14 protein-coding genes are annotated in these 16992 nt (G+C 29.0%); 9 read left to right on the forward strand and 5 right to left on the reverse strand.

From position 1 onward, the window contains the following. Positions 1–6: 6 nt before the first annotated feature. The 3 genes from ACQ629_RS01990 to ACQ629_RS02000 all read left to right on the forward strand — a co-directional run bounded on the left by ACQ629_RS01990 (position 7) and on the right by ACQ629_RS02000 (position 5095). A complete protein-coding gene (locus ACQ629_RS01990) occupies positions 7–1524 on the forward strand; it encodes a hypothetical protein (RefSeq protein ID WP_483706285.1) in 1518 nt (505 codons plus the stop codon). 163 nt (positions 1525–1687) lie between these two features. Next, entirely contained in the window at positions 1688–3235 is a 1548-nt protein-coding gene (locus ACQ629_RS01995) for an RluA family pseudouridine synthase (protein ID WP_483706286.1), read from the forward strand. Positions 3236–3532: 297 nt separating this feature from the next. Continuing rightward, positions 3533–5095, forward strand: coding sequence for a helix-turn-helix domain-containing protein (locus tag ACQ629_RS02000; protein ID WP_483706287.1), 1563 nt, complete (start codon positions 3533–3535; stop codon positions 5093–5095). Positions 5096–5098: 3 nt separating this feature from the next. Here the strand turns inward: ACQ629_RS02000 and ACQ629_RS02005 are convergent, their stop codons facing one another. After that, positions 5099–5293: a hypothetical protein gene (locus ACQ629_RS02005; protein WP_483706288.1), complete on the reverse strand. Its 195-nt coding sequence runs from the start codon at positions 5291–5293 to the stop codon at positions 5099–5101. A 409-nt stretch (positions 5294–5702) separates the two neighbouring features. On the opposite strand from ACQ629_RS02005, the gene ACQ629_RS02010 reads away from it, so the two are divergent. The 3 genes from ACQ629_RS02010 to ACQ629_RS02020 all read left to right on the forward strand — a co-directional run bounded on the left by ACQ629_RS02010 (position 5703) and on the right by ACQ629_RS02020 (position 7605). Next, entirely contained in the window at positions 5703–5927 is a 225-nt protein-coding gene (locus tag ACQ629_RS02010) for a hypothetical protein (protein WP_483706289.1), read from the forward strand. An 81-nt stretch (positions 5928–6008) separates the two neighbouring features. Then, entirely contained in the window at positions 6009–7241 is a 1233-nt protein-coding gene (locus ACQ629_RS02015; RefSeq protein WP_483706290.1) for a radical SAM protein, read from the forward strand. A 199-nt stretch (positions 7242–7440) separates the two neighbouring features. Continuing rightward, positions 7441–7605, forward strand: a complete 165-nt coding sequence (locus ACQ629_RS02020; protein WP_483706291.1) for a hypothetical protein — start codon at positions 7441–7443, stop codon at positions 7603–7605. 183 nt (positions 7606–7788) lie between these two features. On the opposite strand, the gene lon is transcribed toward ACQ629_RS02020, so the two are convergent. Continuing rightward, a complete protein-coding gene (gene lon, locus ACQ629_RS02025) occupies positions 7789–10263 on the reverse strand; it encodes an endopeptidase La (RefSeq protein ID WP_483706292.1) in 2475 nt (824 codons plus the stop codon). A 203-nt stretch (positions 10264–10466) separates the two neighbouring features. On the opposite strand from lon, the gene ACQ629_RS02030 reads away from it, so the two are divergent. The 3 genes from ACQ629_RS02030 to ACQ629_RS02040 all read left to right on the forward strand — a co-directional run bounded on the left by ACQ629_RS02030 (position 10467) and on the right by ACQ629_RS02040 (position 12299). Continuing rightward, the gene (locus ACQ629_RS02030) at positions 10467–11144 is read left to right on the forward strand and encodes a tetratricopeptide repeat protein (RefSeq protein WP_483706293.1); all 678 of its coding nucleotides are present in this window, start codon (positions 10467–10469) and stop codon (positions 11142–11144) included. Next, positions 11144–11674, forward strand: coding sequence for a YfiT family bacillithiol transferase (locus ACQ629_RS02035; protein WP_483706294.1), 531 nt, complete (start codon positions 11144–11146; stop codon positions 11672–11674). Before ACQ629_RS02030 ends, ACQ629_RS02035 begins: the two co-directional genes overlap by 1 nt. Before the next feature lie 73 nt (positions 11675–11747). Next, entirely contained in the window at positions 11748–12299 is a 552-nt protein-coding gene (locus ACQ629_RS02040) for an HNH endonuclease (RefSeq protein WP_483706295.1), read from the forward strand. 270 nt (positions 12300–12569) lie between these two features. On the opposite strand, the gene ACQ629_RS02045 is transcribed toward ACQ629_RS02040, so the two are convergent. The 3 genes from ACQ629_RS02045 to pheT form a co-directional block, all read right to left on the reverse strand. Further along, complete coding sequence (locus ACQ629_RS02045) at positions 12570–13184, reverse strand: LysE family translocator (RefSeq protein WP_483706296.1); 615 nt, start codon at positions 13182–13184, stop codon at positions 12570–12572. Positions 13185–13234: 50 nt separating this feature from the next. Further along, positions 13235–14284: a quinone-dependent dihydroorotate dehydrogenase gene (locus tag ACQ629_RS02050; RefSeq protein ID WP_483706297.1), complete on the reverse strand. Its 1050-nt coding sequence runs from the start codon at positions 14282–14284 to the stop codon at positions 13235–13237. 120 nt (positions 14285–14404) lie between these two features. After that, the gene (pheT, locus tag ACQ629_RS02055) at positions 14405–16831 is read right to left on the reverse strand and encodes a phenylalanine--tRNA ligase subunit beta (RefSeq protein ID WP_483706298.1); all 2427 of its coding nucleotides are present in this window, start codon (positions 16829–16831) and stop codon (positions 14405–14407) included. Positions 16832–16992 lie beyond the last annotated feature (161 nt).

The following is a 16992-nucleotide window of genomic DNA, read 5'->3' on the forward strand; positions in this document are numbered from 1 at the left end:
ATACAAATGCTATTTAGAATTAGTAAAAAAGCACTCATGGTATGTTTTACCTTGAGTGTTCATTTTTTATATGCCCAATCTGAAATTTCTCGACAAGAAACTCAAATTGGTTTCGGTCAACTAGATTTTTTATCTATTAAAATGCCTGATAGCGAGAAGAATATGGATTTCACAGGAATTCATTACAACCTAAAACCTAACAAATGGAGTTATTTTGGTGTAGGTATTTATGGAGCCGTTAGCGGAATCCGTGGTGGTTTTTTCACTTTAGGAATCAATGCTGGTATTCAAAAAAAAATAACCAATAAGTTATTTATAGATACTGGATTCCATTTTGGAGGCGGTGGTGGTGCATCTGCGCCAGATGGTGGCGGTGCTTTTATTTTACCTCATTTTAATTTAGGGTATGATTTCAAACATTTTTCTACAACTGCAGGTTATAGCTATGTTAGTTTTTTTGATGGAGGAACCATTAACAGCAGTCAATTTAATGTAGCCGTTCAAGTACCTTTATCTTTTAAAACTACAAGCTTTAAAGAGCGTGAAAATTCTTTTACTCTTGAGCAGCTAAAAAACAGTTCTTGGAATACCCCTAGCAACAGAATTTCTTTACTGATGCATCTAAATAATTTATCTGTAATAAAAGGTTCTTATAAAGATAAAACGATACGCTTGGCTGGGTTTGAGTTAAATTCATACCTAAATAAAAATATTTTCTTTTTCGTAAAAGCTGATGGCGCCTATCACGGAATTAAAGCTGGATATATGGATGTTCTTTTAGGAGGTGGTTATCATTTATCAATGAATAAAAACCGCACAAATATCTTAGCTAAGTTTGGTATTGGTGCTGGCGGTGGCGGTGGTGTTGATACCAAAGGTGGATTTTTAATTTATCCTGATATCTCAATCGAACAAAAATTATTCGATAATATTTATGCTTCAATTAACAAAGGATATTTAATGTCGCCTGATTCATATTTTAAATCTTCTACCTTAGGCTTTGGTTTAAAGTACTATATAAATAAAGATGGTGTTTCTGGAGATGATAAGTATAAAGATGGAAAATTTAAAGGTTTAGAAACAATTATAAAGCAAGATTTGTACTTAAATGCAGCAAGAGATAATGATGGTGGATTTACTCAAAACATGCATCAAATTTCGTTACAAATAAACTTTTTCTTAAATAAATATGTCTACGGAGCCGGGCAAACATCATTCGCTAATTTTGGTGACGCTGGTGCTTATGCGGAAGGTATTGTTGGTTTAGGATTGCTATCAAATACTTTTTTTAACAATACAACATCAATCTTTGCTCAACTTTTAGGAGGAGCTGCTGGCGGTGGTGGAATTAGTACAGGACAGGGATTAATTGTAAAACCAAGTATGGGACTTAATTACAAACTAACAAATAAATTAAATGTACGTGGTGGATTAGGATATGTTAAAGCGCGAGGCGGTAAATTAAGCAGTACTTATTTAAATTTTGGGGTTAGTTATAATTTATCTTTTTTAAGCGTTAAATAATTATACCAAACCCTAACTATTACATTTACCTATTTTGCAAACATATTTTCAATATTTTTCGACATCTATTAAAGAAATAAAACTTCCGACAAAGTTTACTTTCCCGTTTTACTACGAGCCTCATTCGTTATGTAAGTTGGCTACAAAAGAAGTACAAAATTATTTGAGTACACAAACAGATTTTGAACATAATTTTGGTTTAGACACTTCTAAAACAGGAACTATTACAGGGAAAATGTTTGGTGTTTTAGTAGTACAAAATCAAGAAAATGAAATAGGATATATAACTGCTGTTTCAGGCAAACTAGGCGAAAAAAATCAACATAAAAAATTTGTTCCGCCTGTTTATGATATGCTTGCTAAAGATTCATTTTTTTTAAAAGAAAAAGAAATTTTAAGTAGTATAAGTATTGAAATAGATAGTTTGGAAAATAATAAGGAGTACCTAAAATTACTTACTCTTTATGAATTAGAAGCAAACAAATCAATTGTTGATATTCAAGAAAAGAAAGAAGCTTTAAGAGTAGCTAAAGCAGCTCGAAAATTAAGAAGAGAAAAAGCATTTACCGAGTTATCATTAGAAGAATATACTTCTTTAAAAAACATCTTAAGCAAAGAGAGTTTAGATGCTAAACATTACCTAAATAATGTAACTCGTTTTTGGGAACATACTTTAAAACCTATTAAAGAAAAACTATTGGTTTTTACCAGTAAAATGACTTTATTAAAAGAAGAGCGTAAAACTAAATCAACCGCTTTACAAGTGTATATTTCTGAGCAATATCAATTTTTAAATTCAAAAAAAGAGGTTAAAAACTTAGGGGAGTTATTTATAAATACTTCTGTTCATAATTTACCTGCTGGGTCTGGTGAATGTGCTGCTCCTAAATTATTACAATATACTTTTTCACATGATTTAAAACCCATTGCAATGGCAGAGTTTTGGTGGGGGAAATCGCCAAACAAAGAAGTCAGAAAACACCAACAATTCTATCCGGCTTGCCAAGGAAAATGTAAACCTATTTTAACACATATGTTAGCAGGAATTAAAATGGATACGAATCCGTTATTAGAAAATCCTGCTGTTGGTAAAGAACTAGAAACTATTTTTGAGGACAACGATTTAATCGTAATTTACAAACCTAATGACTTTTTATCGGTTCCAGGAATTCATATACAAGATTCGGTTTATTCTCGAATTAAACAACAAATTAAAAATATTTCGGGACCAATTATTGTACATCGTTTAGACATGGCTACTTCTGGTTTATTAGTTTTGGCTAAAAACAAAAAAGCTCATAAAATTATACAAAGTCAATTTATTAATAAAACAGTAAAAAAAAGATATACTGCTTTATTAGACGGAATTATTACCAAGAATACAGGAACAATCAATTTACCGCTCAGGGTCGATTTAGATGACAGACCAAGACAATTGGTGTGTTATGAGCATGGAAAACCCGCAGAAACTAGATGGGAGGTTATTGAAAGGAAAGACGGTAAAACAAAAGTGCACTTCTACCCTATTTCTGGCAGAACGCATCAATTACGAATGCATGCTTCTCATAGTTTAGGTTTAAATACACCTATTGTTGGAGATGATTTATATGGCTCAAAATCTAATCGATTATATTTACATGCTGATACTTTAGAATTATTGCACCCTACAACTAAGCAAAAAATGATTTTTAAAAAGAAAGCTGATTTTTAAACGCCCCTCTCCTATTGTTTTCATAAATTACTATTTTGTTGCCCCAACAAAACAACGTCCTATTAATAATTGAAATCTATCTATTTTTATTTATTTTGCATATATAATTAATTTTTTTACGCTCGAAATATTATGCTTAAATATCTTTTTTTACTGTTTTCATTCCTTTTCTGTTATAATTTATGTCATTCTCAAGTTCATGAAAAATATAAAGAGAAAGAGCTTGAACAGTTTAAAGAAAAATTTTATTTAAACAGAAAAATAGGTACAGATAGCTCTTTATATTACATGAATAAGATGTTAAATACTAATATAACTTCTTATAAAACATTTGCTTATTCTGCTATAGAATATTTAAATACAAGAGAGAAAAAAAATGTAGATATTCAATTTTATAAAGATAGTATAGAAAAATACCTCCCTAAAATATCTGAAATAGAAAAAAATCACACAATCCTTTTTGATATACATATACTTTTAGGCAATACTAATAAAAGAAGAAAATTAATAAAAACTGCTTTATTTAATTATATAAAAGCAGAAAAATATGCATTATTATCAAAAGATATTGAGAGGATTATTAAGATAAAAGGAAATATTGCCCTTTTATATCAAGATATGAATGAACTAAATAAAGCCTTAAAAGAAACAAAAGAAACACTTAAACTTATAGAAGAAAATAAAAAAAAATTAGGCGATAAATATAGTATTAATAAATATAAAACAGCTTTAAATATTGGTGCTATTTATGCTACATTGTATAAAAACAACACCCAAAAAAGTCAATATGCAGATTCATCTTTATTACACTATAATTCTTTGATTGAAGACAAAAATTTTAAAATAAATTCTTACTATTACGGTCGAATTTATTATAGTTTAGGTACCATTTATAGTTTAAAAAAAGAGTATTCTAAAGCAAGTTTTTTTCTTGAAAAAAGCTTAGCAATTTTTAATAAAAACAAATCAAACTCATATTTGTATAAAGGATATTATAATGCTGGTTTCAATCATTATATGGCTAATGATATAGAAAAGGCGAAGCAAAAATTTTTAACTGCACTTCGGGTAAAAAAAGATACTCTTTTAGATTCTAATTATATGAATATGCATAATTATCTTTCTAAAATATACTCTAAACAGCAAAAAAATGATTCTGCTGATTATTACTTAAATACTTTCTTAAAAATATATAGTAAAGTTTCCTTAAGAGATAAGTTGCAGTTTAAAGAAGCGTATAAAGCGGATAAAGAAATCAGTTTTGATAAAAAAATTAATAAGCTGACAAAAAACAACACTAAAAAAACATATTATTACAACACCATAGTTGTTAGTTTAATTATCCTCCTTTTTATTATTAGTTTGCTCGTTTTTAAAAATATAAAAGAAAGAGAAAAAACTAAAAAAAGATTAGATGAATTACTCGCTAAAATTTCAAAAAAAGAAACTACAAAAGAAAAAAAAATATTACATTCTAGTAATTTAAATATTAAAGATGAAAAACATCAAGAAATTATTAATGGCTTATTTAAAATAGAAAAAAAATTATACTTTTTAAAAGAAGAGTTTAATTTATATAATGCTGCAAAAAAAATTGGTACAAACACAACATACCTTTCTAAAGTAATAAAAGAATATAAACTCATGAGTTTTAGTGAATATACTAATGAATTGCGCATTAACTATATAATAACAGCAATAAGTAATGACAAAAAAATAAGAGCGTATACAACTCAAGCTATAGGCGAAATAGGTGGCTATAAAAATGCAAAGTCATTTACTAGGATTTTTAAAAATTATACAGGAATAACTCCTTATCAATTTATAGAAAAAATTGATAAGGAGCTTCATATAGAATAATAACTACATTAAAGGAATTTCTAAACAATATTTTATTTTTTTATCATAACCTCCTCCTGGTGGTGGTGGAAAACAATTCTCTTCACCATCTGTATCTGGACCACCATCTATCCGTGTATCTCCTTTAGCTATAATATTACGTAGCTCTTTTTTTGTTAACTCATTAACCTTTAAAGCATCAATAGATAATAGTTTCATAATTTATTGTTTTTAAGTTAGGTCAAGTTATGCTTTTTATTAAATGATACTTATAAATTAAATAAAACCACAGAACAAAACAAGTAACAGGTTAAAAAACAGGAAACTACACACGTATTGTATTGTCACAATTTAAAAATAATGCCTCCCTTTTTTATAAATAGCAACCTTAATTACTTCTTTTATAATATTAAAAAGTTAATATTTGAACAGATAAAATCGGTTTAAATATTATCTAATTTGAAAAGTATATAAAAAATTAAGGATAATAAAAAAGCAATTATTTACCATCTTTTATTTAAAAGTCAAATAACAATAAGGAACTAAAATTAAATATCTATAGGAAGCTGAAAATATAGAAATCTATAATATAAATCTAGAGTAAGCATATAAACTAAATTTATACAAAATGAAAAAAACATTTTTTTTACCAAAAGGATTAGAAAAATTTTCAGATCAACAAATTAACGACTTAACACTTATTAAAGGAGGCGATATACCTATTGATGACCAAATATACTATCCCACTGGTGGAGGCGGAAGAAGATGTCTTGACGGATTGGTTTGGAGTGATAAATTACAAAAATGTATTGGACGTTATTTACCTATAGAAGAAGAGCACTTTAAAATATAAGTAAACTCTTTTCATTTAACTTTTCAAGGAAATTGTATGTTTTACAATTTCCTTGTTTTTAACCAACAACCAATTAACCTTATGAATTTTAGTTCCTTAGCTGTAAAAGTAGCTAGTCGATGCAACCTAAATTGCTCATATTGCTTCATGTACAATTTAGGAGACACTACATATAAAAATCAACCTAAATTTATGTCTTCTGAAACAGTTGATCATATTATCGAAAAAACAAAAAAGCATATAAAAAAGTATAATAAGAACGAATTTTCTTTTTTATTTCACGGAGGCGAGCCGCTGCTTGCACCCAAAGTTTTTTATAGTGATTTTGTAAATAAGGTTAAAAAAATTCAGACCGAACTTAGTGAGGTGGTTTTTTCTTTTGATTTACAAACAAATGGAGTTCTTTTAGATGAAAGTTGGATTCATTTATTTAAAGAATTAAACATTTCTCCTAGTGTTAGTGTTGATGGCACCAAAAAGGCGCATGATATGTTTCGAATAGATCATAAAGGAAATGGTAGTTATGATACAGTTTTTAAGAGCGTAAGATTATTAAAAAACAGAATGACTTTTGCGGATATAGCTTGTGTTATTAATACAAACGAAACTCCAATACAAATATATGAGAGTTTTAAAAAAATGAATGTTAGTTATGTGAATTTTTTAATTCCTGATTACACTCATGACAATTTTCCTTTTAATAATAAAGAAACCTTGATGGGTAATTGGTTAATTAAATTATTTGATATATGGGTTAATGATGAACAACGATATAAAATTCCGTTATTTATAGGTTTATTAAATACTTTAATGAGAATTAATGAAAATATTGAGAATGAATCTACTGTTTTGGTTATAGAAACTAATGGTGAAATTGAAGCTATTGACTCTTTAAAAGCCTGTGGTCATGGATTCACAAAAACTGGTTTAAATATTAAAAAAAATAACTTTCAAGACATTCAAGATACAACTTTAGGTAAATTATATTTTAATGATTTTAACACTAAACTTTGTAATAAATGTTTGGAATGCCCTTTAAAAGAAGCTTGTAAAGGAGGCCGGTTAGTACATCGTTATAGTAAAGAAAAAGGGTTTAACAATCCTTCTGTTTACTGTAATGATTTAATCAAACTGATAGCGCATGTACAGAAATTTTTTATTTCATGTTACCCTGATTTAAATAAGAAAGAGCATGTAGAAGAAATTTCTCCTAATGAAATCATAAATTACCTTGCCTCTATTGATAAAGATACTGAGTCTATATACAAAAAGGAATTAGAATTATTTTCTGAAGAAAATATGCGAAATGCGTAGTAACTACTTAAAGCTATTATTAAAATAAATGAGACCAAGTTTTAAAACTATAATTAAGCTTTTGTATATAGAAAGACTGTTAACTTATAAAAAGATTACAAATAAGGTGTTAAATACTTCTTATAAATTAAATACACTTGAATTAATGCGCAACCTGAAAAGCATATAATAGAGTAAGGGAAATAAAAAACGGATAGTTATGTTAAAATCAATTTTAGAATTAGGTGTTGTTTTAGACAAAACAACACAAAAAACAATTAATGGAGGACAAATACAATGTCCTCGAAATCATGTACTAATTTGTAATTATTATGGATGTTATTGTAAAGATTTAAATCAAGTAGATGCATCTGAAGTTAAATAAATTTTTTATTTAACTTCAGTAAGTGATATAAATTATTCTTCATCGGCTGAAGATTTTAATGTTACTGAAAGTAATTTTACTTATATTTATATAATAAAATTATTAATTAGATACTGTAAAAAAGCTTCTCAAATAATTTGAGAAGCTTTTTTTATTATATTAATTTATTAACACTTTTTATTTTTATACTAATTTCTTAGCATCTTTTACTTTTTGTTTGGTAAGCGCAATGTCAATTACCTCACTCATTTCGTTTACATAGTGGAATGTTAATCCCTTTAAGTAACTTTCTTTTATCTCTTCAATATCTTTTTTATTCTCAGCACACAAAATAAGTTCTTTAATATTGGCGCGTTTTGCTGCTAATATTTTTTCCTTAATTCCGCCTACGGGCAATACTTTTCCTCGAAGTGTAATTTCACCAGTCATCGCTAATTTATTCTTCACCTTACGTTGTGTATATACAGAAACCAATGAAGTTAGCATGGTAATACCTGCACTTGGTCCGTCTTTTGGTGTTGCGCCTTCTGGCACGTGAATATGTACATCGTATTTTTCTAATACTTCTTGTTTAATTCCGAATTTTTCAGCATTTGCTTTGATATATTTCATGGCAATTGTAGAAGATTCTTTCATAACCTTACCTAAATTACCTGTAATAGAAAGGTTTCCTTTTCCTTTAGATAAAATAGATTCAATAAATAAAATATCTCCACCAACACTCGTCCAAGCTAAACCGGTAACTACACCTGCAACATCATTACTTTCGTATTTATCTCTTTCTAAGCGAGCAGGCCCTAAAATAGTTTCAATATTTTCATCTGATAGAGCGATATTATACTCCTCTTCCATCGCTATTGATTTCGCTGCAAAACGAACTATTTTTGCCACTTGCTTTTCTAAACCACGTACGCCTGATTCACGGGTATAACCAGCAACTATTTTTTCTAGTTGTTTTTTACCTACAGTTAAATGCTCTGGTGTTAAACCATGCTCTTTTAACTGTTTTGGAAGTAAATATTTTTTAGCTATTTCAATTTTTTCTTCAATCGTATAACCTGTAACATTAATAATCTCCATACGATCACGTAATGCCCAAGGAATTTGACCTAAGTTATTAGCCGTAGCAATAAATAACACTTTAGAAAGGTCGTATCCAACTTCTAAATAATTATCATAAAACTCAGTATTTTGTTCTGGGTCTAATACTTCTAACATTGCAGAAGAAGGATCTCCTTGATTACTTTGACTTAATTTATCAATTTCATCTAAAACAAATACAGGGTTTGAAGTTCCAGATTTTTTAATATTCTGAATTAAACGTCCTGGCATTGCTCCTATATATGTTTTACGGTGTCCGCGAATTTCAGCTTCATCACGTAAACCACCTAATGACATGCGTACATATTTACGGCCTAATGCTTCCGCAACCGATTTACCTAACGATGTTTTACCAACACCGGGAGGACCGTATAAACAAAGAATTGGAGACTTCATGTCTCCTCGTAATTTTAAAACAGCTAAATGTTCGATAATACGTTCTTTCACTTTTTCTAATCCGAAGTGATCTCTATCTAATATTTTCTGAGCACGTTTTAAGTCAAACTTATCTTTAGAATATTCATTCCAAGGCAATTCTAACATTAATTCTAAATAGTTACGTTGCACACCGTATTCTGCCATTTGAGGGTTCATTCGCTTTAAACGATTCAACTCCTTTTCAAATGTTTCCGCAACCTCTTTGCTCCATTTTTTTGTTTTAGATTTCATTCTCATTTCATCTAATTCTTGATCATGAGAAACACCACCTAATTCATCTTGAATGGTTTTTAATTGCTGATGTAAATAATATTCTCGCTGTTGCTGATCTAAATCTGAACGTGTTTTAGACTGAATATCATTACGTAATTGTAATTTTTGAAGTTCTTTATCTAAGTTTTTCAACGTTAATAAAGCACGCTCTTTTAAGTTATCTTTTTCAAGTAATACTTGTTTCTTAGCAACACTTAAATCCATGTTAGATGAAATAAAATTCACCAAAAACGAGTTTGACTTTATGTTTTTAATCGCAAAAGAAGCTTCAGAAGGTAACATTGGGTTTTCTTTAATAACCTCTAATGCCAATTCTTTTATAGACTCTATAATTGCTTCAAATTCTTTTTCGTCATCAACCTCTTTATCATCTATCGCTTCATGAACCTTTGCTTTTAAGTAAGGTTCTTCTTGCGTAATTTCATCAATTTTAAAACGTTTTTTTCCTTGGATGATAACCGTTGTGTTACCATCAGGCATTTTAAGAACACGTAATATTTGTGCTACAACTCCTGTTTTATGAATATCATTTAACCCCGGATCTTCTACATCTCCATCTTTCTGAGCAACTACTCCAATTACTTTATCACCTTTGTTTGCATCTTTTATTAACTGAATAGATTTATCTCTACCAGCAGTAATAGGAATTACAACTCCAGGAAATAACACTGTGTTTCTTAGCGGTAAAATTGGTAATTCTTCAGGTACTTTTTCTTTATTTATTATTTCTTCGTCTTCAGGAGTTAATAATGGAATCAATTCTGAATCCTCATTAAAGGCATCCTGTAGCGACAAATTGTCTAAATGTATTATTTTTGATTTACTCATGTCTTGTATATATGTCATAGTGACATTTTTATTATTATCAATAACAATAAAAAAACCACCTTTTAGCTTTTAACTATTTAATAAACAGCTATCTATAAATATTTAAGCTCATTTATTTCACTATATAAGTCAATTGTTATGCCAAGTAAAACTTATATTGCTTGTAACTAATTGCAATCTCAGTCGTCCTATTATTATATTTTACAAAAACTACCAAGAAAATGAAAACTAAACTACTATTTATCGCTTTTATTTTACTTATAACAAGCTGTACATCGAATAAAAATTCAACTAATTTTATAAAAAATGCTACAGGGCGTTATTTTTTTAATGCTGATGAAATTATAGAAGTTAATTTTAAGGAAGGAGAATTACTTTTAACGTGGCGTAATCAAAAAATAGTTCCTTTGAAAATTAATGATAGTACTTTTTATGCTAGAGAATTAAATGAAAAATTAATTTTTAATACAACTAAAAACAAAATAGAGTTAGCAAAAAAACGAGAACATAATGATAAGGTATACGTGTTTAATAAGTTAAATGAAGGTGAAAAAACTCCTAAAGAATATTTTGCGGAAGGAAATTTTAAAGCTGCATTAATTGGTTATAAAAAAATTAAAGAAACAGACAGTTTGAATCCGATAATAAGAGAAAATACTTTTAATAATTTAGGATATAGCTATTTAAGAGAAGATAAATACGAGCAAGCAATTGAAATTTTTAAAATCAACATCGCTTTATATCCTAACAGTTCTAATACTTATGATAGTACTGGTGACGGATATTTAAAAAAATCAGATACTATTAAAGCGATTGAATTTTATAAAAAAGCGTTGGATATAAACCCTGAAAATAGCAATGCAAAAAGGGCGTATAAAAAACTTACAAAAAATAAATAATGGAACATTTAAAGTATCCTATCGGAAAACCTGATATTCCTACCGTAATTTCTTCAGAAAAAATTAATGAATGGATTATTGTTTTAGAAGAGTTTCCTGCTAAACTAGAGCTTCTTGTTAAGAATTTATCCGAAGAACAATTAAACACTTTATATAGAGATGGTGGTTGGTCTGTTAGGCAAGTTATTCATCATTGTGCAGACAGTCATCATAATTCATATACACGTTTTAAATGGGCATTAACAGAGGAAGAACCTGTTATTAAAGCGTATTATGAAGCACGTTGGGCTGAATTATTTGATTCTAAAGCTGCACCTATTCAGCTGTCTTTAAATTCATTAAAAGCTTTACATGCTAAATGGGTGTATTTTTTAAAAGATTTAACGAATGATGCTTTAAATAAGTGTTTCATTCATCCTGATGGAAATGAAAAAGTTAGTTTAAAAGAAAATATAGGTATTTATGCCTGGCACTGTAACCATCATTATGAACATATAAATCAGTTATTAATTATAAAAAAGTGGTTGTAAAACAAATTATGTACTTTTACACAAAATAATAAAGTGCTATTTATTATTTAAGTTCAGATAAAATATTGAAAATATGATACGAAGCTACAGAAATGAAAAGTGGAAAGAAATAGTATTTGACAATAAAATCTCTGAAAAAGAAAAATTTAAAATATCTAATTACGGTAGAATTATAAACTGTAAAAAAGAACAAGAGTTCTTAGTAAACGAATATTTTATAAACGGTTACCAAAACTTACCTTTAAAACAACGAGTAAACGGAAAAAATACCAGTAGGTATGTTCATAAACTTGTCGCTGAAAGTTTTTTAGCTCGTAAAGAGGATGAATTGTATGTGATTCATTTAAATTATGATAAAAAAGACAATAGGGTTGAAAACCTTAAATGGGCTACAAAAAGAGAAAAAGAAGTACACCAATATACCAACCCAGAATATGTAAATAAAGTTCATAAACCCAGAACTGCAAAACTTACAGAAACGAAGGTTAAGTTGCTTAAACGTAAATTAAACGACCCAAATAGAAGGACTCGTTTAAAAATGATTGCAAAACAATTTGGTGTTTCTGAAATGCAATTGCATAGAATAAAAACGGGTGAAAACTGGGGATATGTTACTGAAGATTGATTATTATAAGGATATCATTCTGAAATGAATTAAGAATTACATGCTAATATTAAATTAAGACTCAAAACGATCACTCATTATTTATAATTCATGCTGGTTTATGATAAGATTTTGTCAATTCGAGTGAGTTTTACGATTGAAATGAGTAAAATTTGTATCGAGAATTAAAATTTTAGGTTCTAAACTAGTTCTCGATACTATTTTTTATCAAAAACCACTCGAACTGATATTGTAAAAGTATTTTTAAACTCAAAATATACAACAGGTTATCTATACTAAAATTAAGATAGCAATAGCTATAAAAACGACAATTTGCGCCCATTTTAGGAACACTCCTATTTGGGCGTTCTTTTTTATTGAAGCTGATATTGTTCCTGCCAAAATAGCAATTGTAGAAAATATTACAAAAGAAGTAAGTATAAACAATCCGCCTAAAACATAAAACTGAATTACCGTAGAAATTATTTCTGAAAACAAAAATTGAGGGAAAAATGCCAAAAAGAAAATAGTAACTTTCGGATTTAAAACATTCATCCAAAAACCCTTTTTAAACAATTCGAAAGTAGATTTCTTAACTACATTATCTGTTGAAAATGCAATTTTAGCATCACTTTTATAAACTTGATATGCAATATACAGCAAATACAAGGCTCCGAATAATTTGATTATAAAAAATAAATTTGGATTTTGCTTTATAACTTCCGAAACACCAAAAGCAACCAAAGTTGTGTGAATAATACACCCCGTCATTAAACCAATAACCGTTGCTAAACCATATTTTTTGCCGTGCACAATACTTTGTGTTAAGACAAAAATATTATCTGGCCCTGGTGAAAAAGCTAAAGTTGCGGTAGCTAAAACAAACGAAATAAGAGTTTCAATCATTAATTAAATAATTATAAAAACTACTGAAATTAGTTCAGTAAGAAGTTAATTTAAGATTGATCTAAAATAGCTTTATTGATTCGTTTTACCAAACTCGGTCCTTCATAGATAAACCCTGTATAAATTTGTACTAAATCGGCACCAGCATTTATTTTTTCTAAAGCATCTTTTTCTGAATGGATACCTCCTACTCCGATTATAGGAAATGCTTTATTAGATTTATCGGCTAGATATCTAATTACTTTTGTGCTTCTCTCTTTAACCGGTTGTCCGCTAACACCTCCATTCCCAATTTCTGATAATCGTTCTTTAGAAACCTTTAAATTATCTCTATTTACCGATGTGTTTGATGCAATAACTCCATCTATTTTAGTTTTAGCTACCAACTCAATTATTTCATCTAATTGTTGGTTATTTAAATCTGGAGCTATTTTTAAAAGAATAGGTCTCGACTTCGCTCGACCTGAAATTGAAAGTTCTTCATTTAATTTCTGAACCTCTGTAATTAACTCTTTTAAATACCCAACATCATCTAGTTTTGCATGACTACCAACATTAGGACAACTTACATTCAACACAAAATAATCTACATACGGATACAATCCTTTAAAGCACTCTAAGTAATCTGTTGTATAATTTTCTGGAGCAGTATCGGTGTTTTTACCAATATTACCTCCAATGATAATTTTACCTTTATTCTTTTTTAATTGTTCAATCGCAATGGTTAATCCTTCATTATTAAACCCCATTCTGTTAATGATTCCTTGATCATCTTTTAAACGAAATAATCTTTTCTTCGGATTTCCAGCTTGCCCTTTTGGTGTTACGGTTCCTATTTCTACAAAACCAAATCCGAAGTTTGCCAATTCATTATATAAAACTGCATTTTTATCAAATCCGGCAGCCAAACCAACAGGATTCTTAAATGTTAATCCGAATAAATTACGTTCTAATCTTTTATTATTTACCTGATATAAACCTCTGAATATTGAAGCTATAAAAGGAATTTTAGACATAAACTTTACCAATGAAAATGTAAAATAGTGAATCTTTTCTGGATCAAAAAGAAAGAAAATCGGACGGATAATTAATTTGTACATACTTCTTGTCAGGTCGAGCGCAGTCGAGACCTTAATTATAGTTTAAAAAACAACCTCTCGACTGCGCTCGAGGAGACATTAAAATTAAAAAAAGCCCCAATAAAAATTGGAGCTTTTGAATTATCTTAAAACAGCTTCTAAATTCTTTTCGAATGTTAGCTGTAACTTTTGCATTATTTTATCAATCTGTTTATCTGCCAATGTTTTATTTTCATCTTGTAAAACAAAACTAACAGCATATGATTTTTTACCTTCAGGTAATTTATCACCTTCATAAACATCAAATAAATCTACTTCTTTTAATAATTTCTTTTCTGATTGAAAAGCAAGATTGTAAATTTCTTTAAACTCAATTTTATCATCTAATAACAACGCTAAATCACGCTTTACTGATGGAAACTTTGCTAAATCTGATACTTTAATTTTCTTATTACCTGCTAAGCTTAAAATGTTTTCCCAATTAAAATCCGCAAATAAAACTTCTTGTTTAATAGAAAATTCTTTTAAAACAGCTTTTTTTATAACTCCGAATTCAACTAGCTTAGTTTTTCCTAAACTTAATACTAAGCCTTCAGAAAACACATCTGTTTTAATAGGTGATGTTTTTAAATTATCAAGTCCTAATCTACTTAATAAGTTCGTTACAATTCCTTTTAAATAAAAGAAATCAGAAGCTCGAGTAGCCGTTTTCCAGCTATCTTTTGTTCTATTTCCTGTAACAAACAACGTTAAATGCTTGTCTTCTTGATAGCCGCTTTCGTATTTATGATATGTTTTACCAAATTCATAAAACTTTAACGCATTATTTTTTCTGTTGATATTATAAGAAACAGATTCCAAACCACTAAACAATAATGATTGTCGCATTACCTTTAAGTCGTTACTTAACGGGTTTAGCATTTCTACATTATGTTCCTCCTTTAAATTCTCAGACAACGCAATATAATCTGCTTTTGTTAAAGAGTTTGCCATCGTTTCGTTAAATCCTAATGAACTTAACTGATTTGCAACAATGTTTTCTACTTTTACTTCCTTATCATTATCAAATGAAATAGAAGTGTTTAATTTATGAGAAAACTCGATATTATTGTAACCGTAAACTCTTAAAATTTCTTCAATAATATCAGCTTCGCGCTGCACATCTACTCGGTAAGAAGGTATTGTTAACCCTAAACCTCCTTCAGTTACACTGTTTATTTTAATTTCTAAAGAAGCCAAAATATTTTTAATTGTTTCTTTAGGAATTTCTTGTCCTATTAATTTATACGTGTTTTCGAAAGATAAAAACACTTCAAAATCTTCTAATTTCTCTGGATAAAAATCTAAAACATCAGAGGACATTTTTCCACCTGCGTACTCTTCAATTAATAAAGCAGCACGCTTTAAAGCGTATTTTGTTGAATTGATATCAATTCCTCTTTCGAAACGGAAAGAAGCATCGGTATTTAATGCGTGACGTTTTGCTGTTTTACGAACAGAAACCGGATTAAAGTAAGCACTTTCTAAGAAAATTGCTGTAGTATGTTCTGTTACTCCAGATTTTAATCCGCCGAAAACTCCACCTAGGCATAATGGATTATCATCAGCATCACAAATCATAATATCATCAGCATCCAACGTTCTTTCTACTTCATCTAAAGTTTTAAACTTCGTTCCTGCCGCTAAAGTTTTTACAATAACTTTATTTCCTCTAATTTTATTAGCATCAAAAGCATGTAAAGGCTGCCCTAACTCATGTAAAACATAATTTGTAATATCTACAATATTGTTTTTAGGCACAATACCAATAGCTTTTAATCTATTCTGAATCCATTCTGGAGATTCTTTTACCTCAATATCTGTAATTGTAATTCCGCAATAACGAGGTACTAAATTTTTATCTTCAATTTCGATATCAATCTTATGTGTACGTTCATCTACACGAAAATCTGATACAGAAGGAGAAATTAGCTCTAAATTTGTTCCTTGATGCATTAAACCTGCACGTAAATCACGAGCAACACCAAAGTGGCTCATTGCATCTGCACGGTTTGGAGTTAAACCTATTTCAAAAACATAATCTGTTTCTATATTAAAAACTTCTGAACAAGGTGTTCCTGAAACTAAAGCTTCATCTAAAACCATAATACCTTCATGACTTTTACCTAAACCTAACTCATCTTCGGCACAAATCATTCCGTGGCTTTCTTCTCCCCTTATTTTACCTTTTTTAATTTTAAAACCTTCACCTTTTTCATCATACAAGGTTGTTCCTACAGTAGCAACAGGTACTTTTTGGCCTGCAGCTACATTTGGTGCGCCACATACTATTTGAACCGTATTACCATCACCTAAATCTACCGTAGTGATTTTTAGTTTATCAGCATTTGGGTGTTTAATACATGTTTTAACTTCACCAACTACAATACCTTTTAAGCTCCCTTTAATACTCTCTACCTTATCTATTCCTTCTACTTCTAGACCTAAATCTGTTAATAGCTCCCCTGTTTTTTCAGCTTCCCAGTCGGTTTGTAAAAATTGTCGTAACCAATTGTATGATATCTTCATAATCAATCTCTAATTTTAGCCTGCAAATTTACGGAAAATAAAGGAAAAATAACAGTGCTTTCTTACTGTATTTATAACGCTGATTGTTAACTATTTGGTAACATTTATCAATTAAAATAATTGTTTTTTTGCAAACACTTATAACTCAACTCAACTCAATT

Source organism: Tenacibaculum sp. SM2510, from assembly GCF_057002845.1.

Bases quoted from the DNA above. Each gene is read 5' to 3' on its own strand.
- ACQ629_RS02045 (WP_483706296.1), bottom strand. From the start codon at position 13,184: ATGATTGAAACTCTTATTTCGTTTGTTTTAGCTACCGCAACTTTAGCT.
- ACQ629_RS02010 (WP_483706289.1), top strand. From the start codon at position 5,703: ATGAAAAAAACATTTTTTTTACCAAAAGGATTAGAAAAATTTTCAGAT.
- lon (WP_483706292.1), bottom strand. From the start codon at position 10,263: ATGACATATATACAAGACATGAGTAAATCAAAAATAATACATTTAGAC.
- pheT (WP_483706298.1), bottom strand. From the start codon at position 16,831: ATGAAGATATCATACAATTGGTTACGACAATTTTTACAAACCGACTGG.
- ACQ629_RS02035 (WP_483706294.1), top strand. From the start codon at position 11,144: ATGGAACATTTAAAGTATCCTATCGGAAAACCTGATATTCCTACCGTA.
- ACQ629_RS02040 (WP_483706295.1), top strand. From the start codon at position 11,748: ATGATACGAAGCTACAGAAATGAAAAGTGGAAAGAAATAGTATTTGAC.
- ACQ629_RS02000 (WP_483706287.1), top strand. From the start codon at position 3,533: ATGTTAAATACTAATATAACTTCTTATAAAACATTTGCTTATTCTGCT.
- ACQ629_RS02020 (WP_483706291.1), top strand. From the start codon at position 7,441: ATGTTAAAATCAATTTTAGAATTAGGTGTTGTTTTAGACAAAACAACA.
- ACQ629_RS01990 (WP_483706285.1), top strand. From the start codon at position 7: ATGCTATTTAGAATTAGTAAAAAAGCACTCATGGTATGTTTTACCTTG.
- ACQ629_RS02005 (WP_483706288.1), bottom strand. From the start codon at position 5,293: ATGAAACTATTATCTATTGATGCTTTAAAGGTTAATGAGTTAACAAAA.
- ACQ629_RS02015 (WP_483706290.1), top strand. From the start codon at position 6,009: ATGAATTTTAGTTCCTTAGCTGTAAAAGTAGCTAGTCGATGCAACCTA.
- ACQ629_RS02050 (WP_483706297.1), bottom strand. From the start codon at position 14,284: ATGTACAAATTAATTATCCGTCCGATTTTCTTTCTTTTTGATCCAGAA.
- ACQ629_RS02030 (WP_483706293.1), top strand. From the start codon at position 10,467: ATGAAAACTAAACTACTATTTATCGCTTTTATTTTACTTATAACAAGC.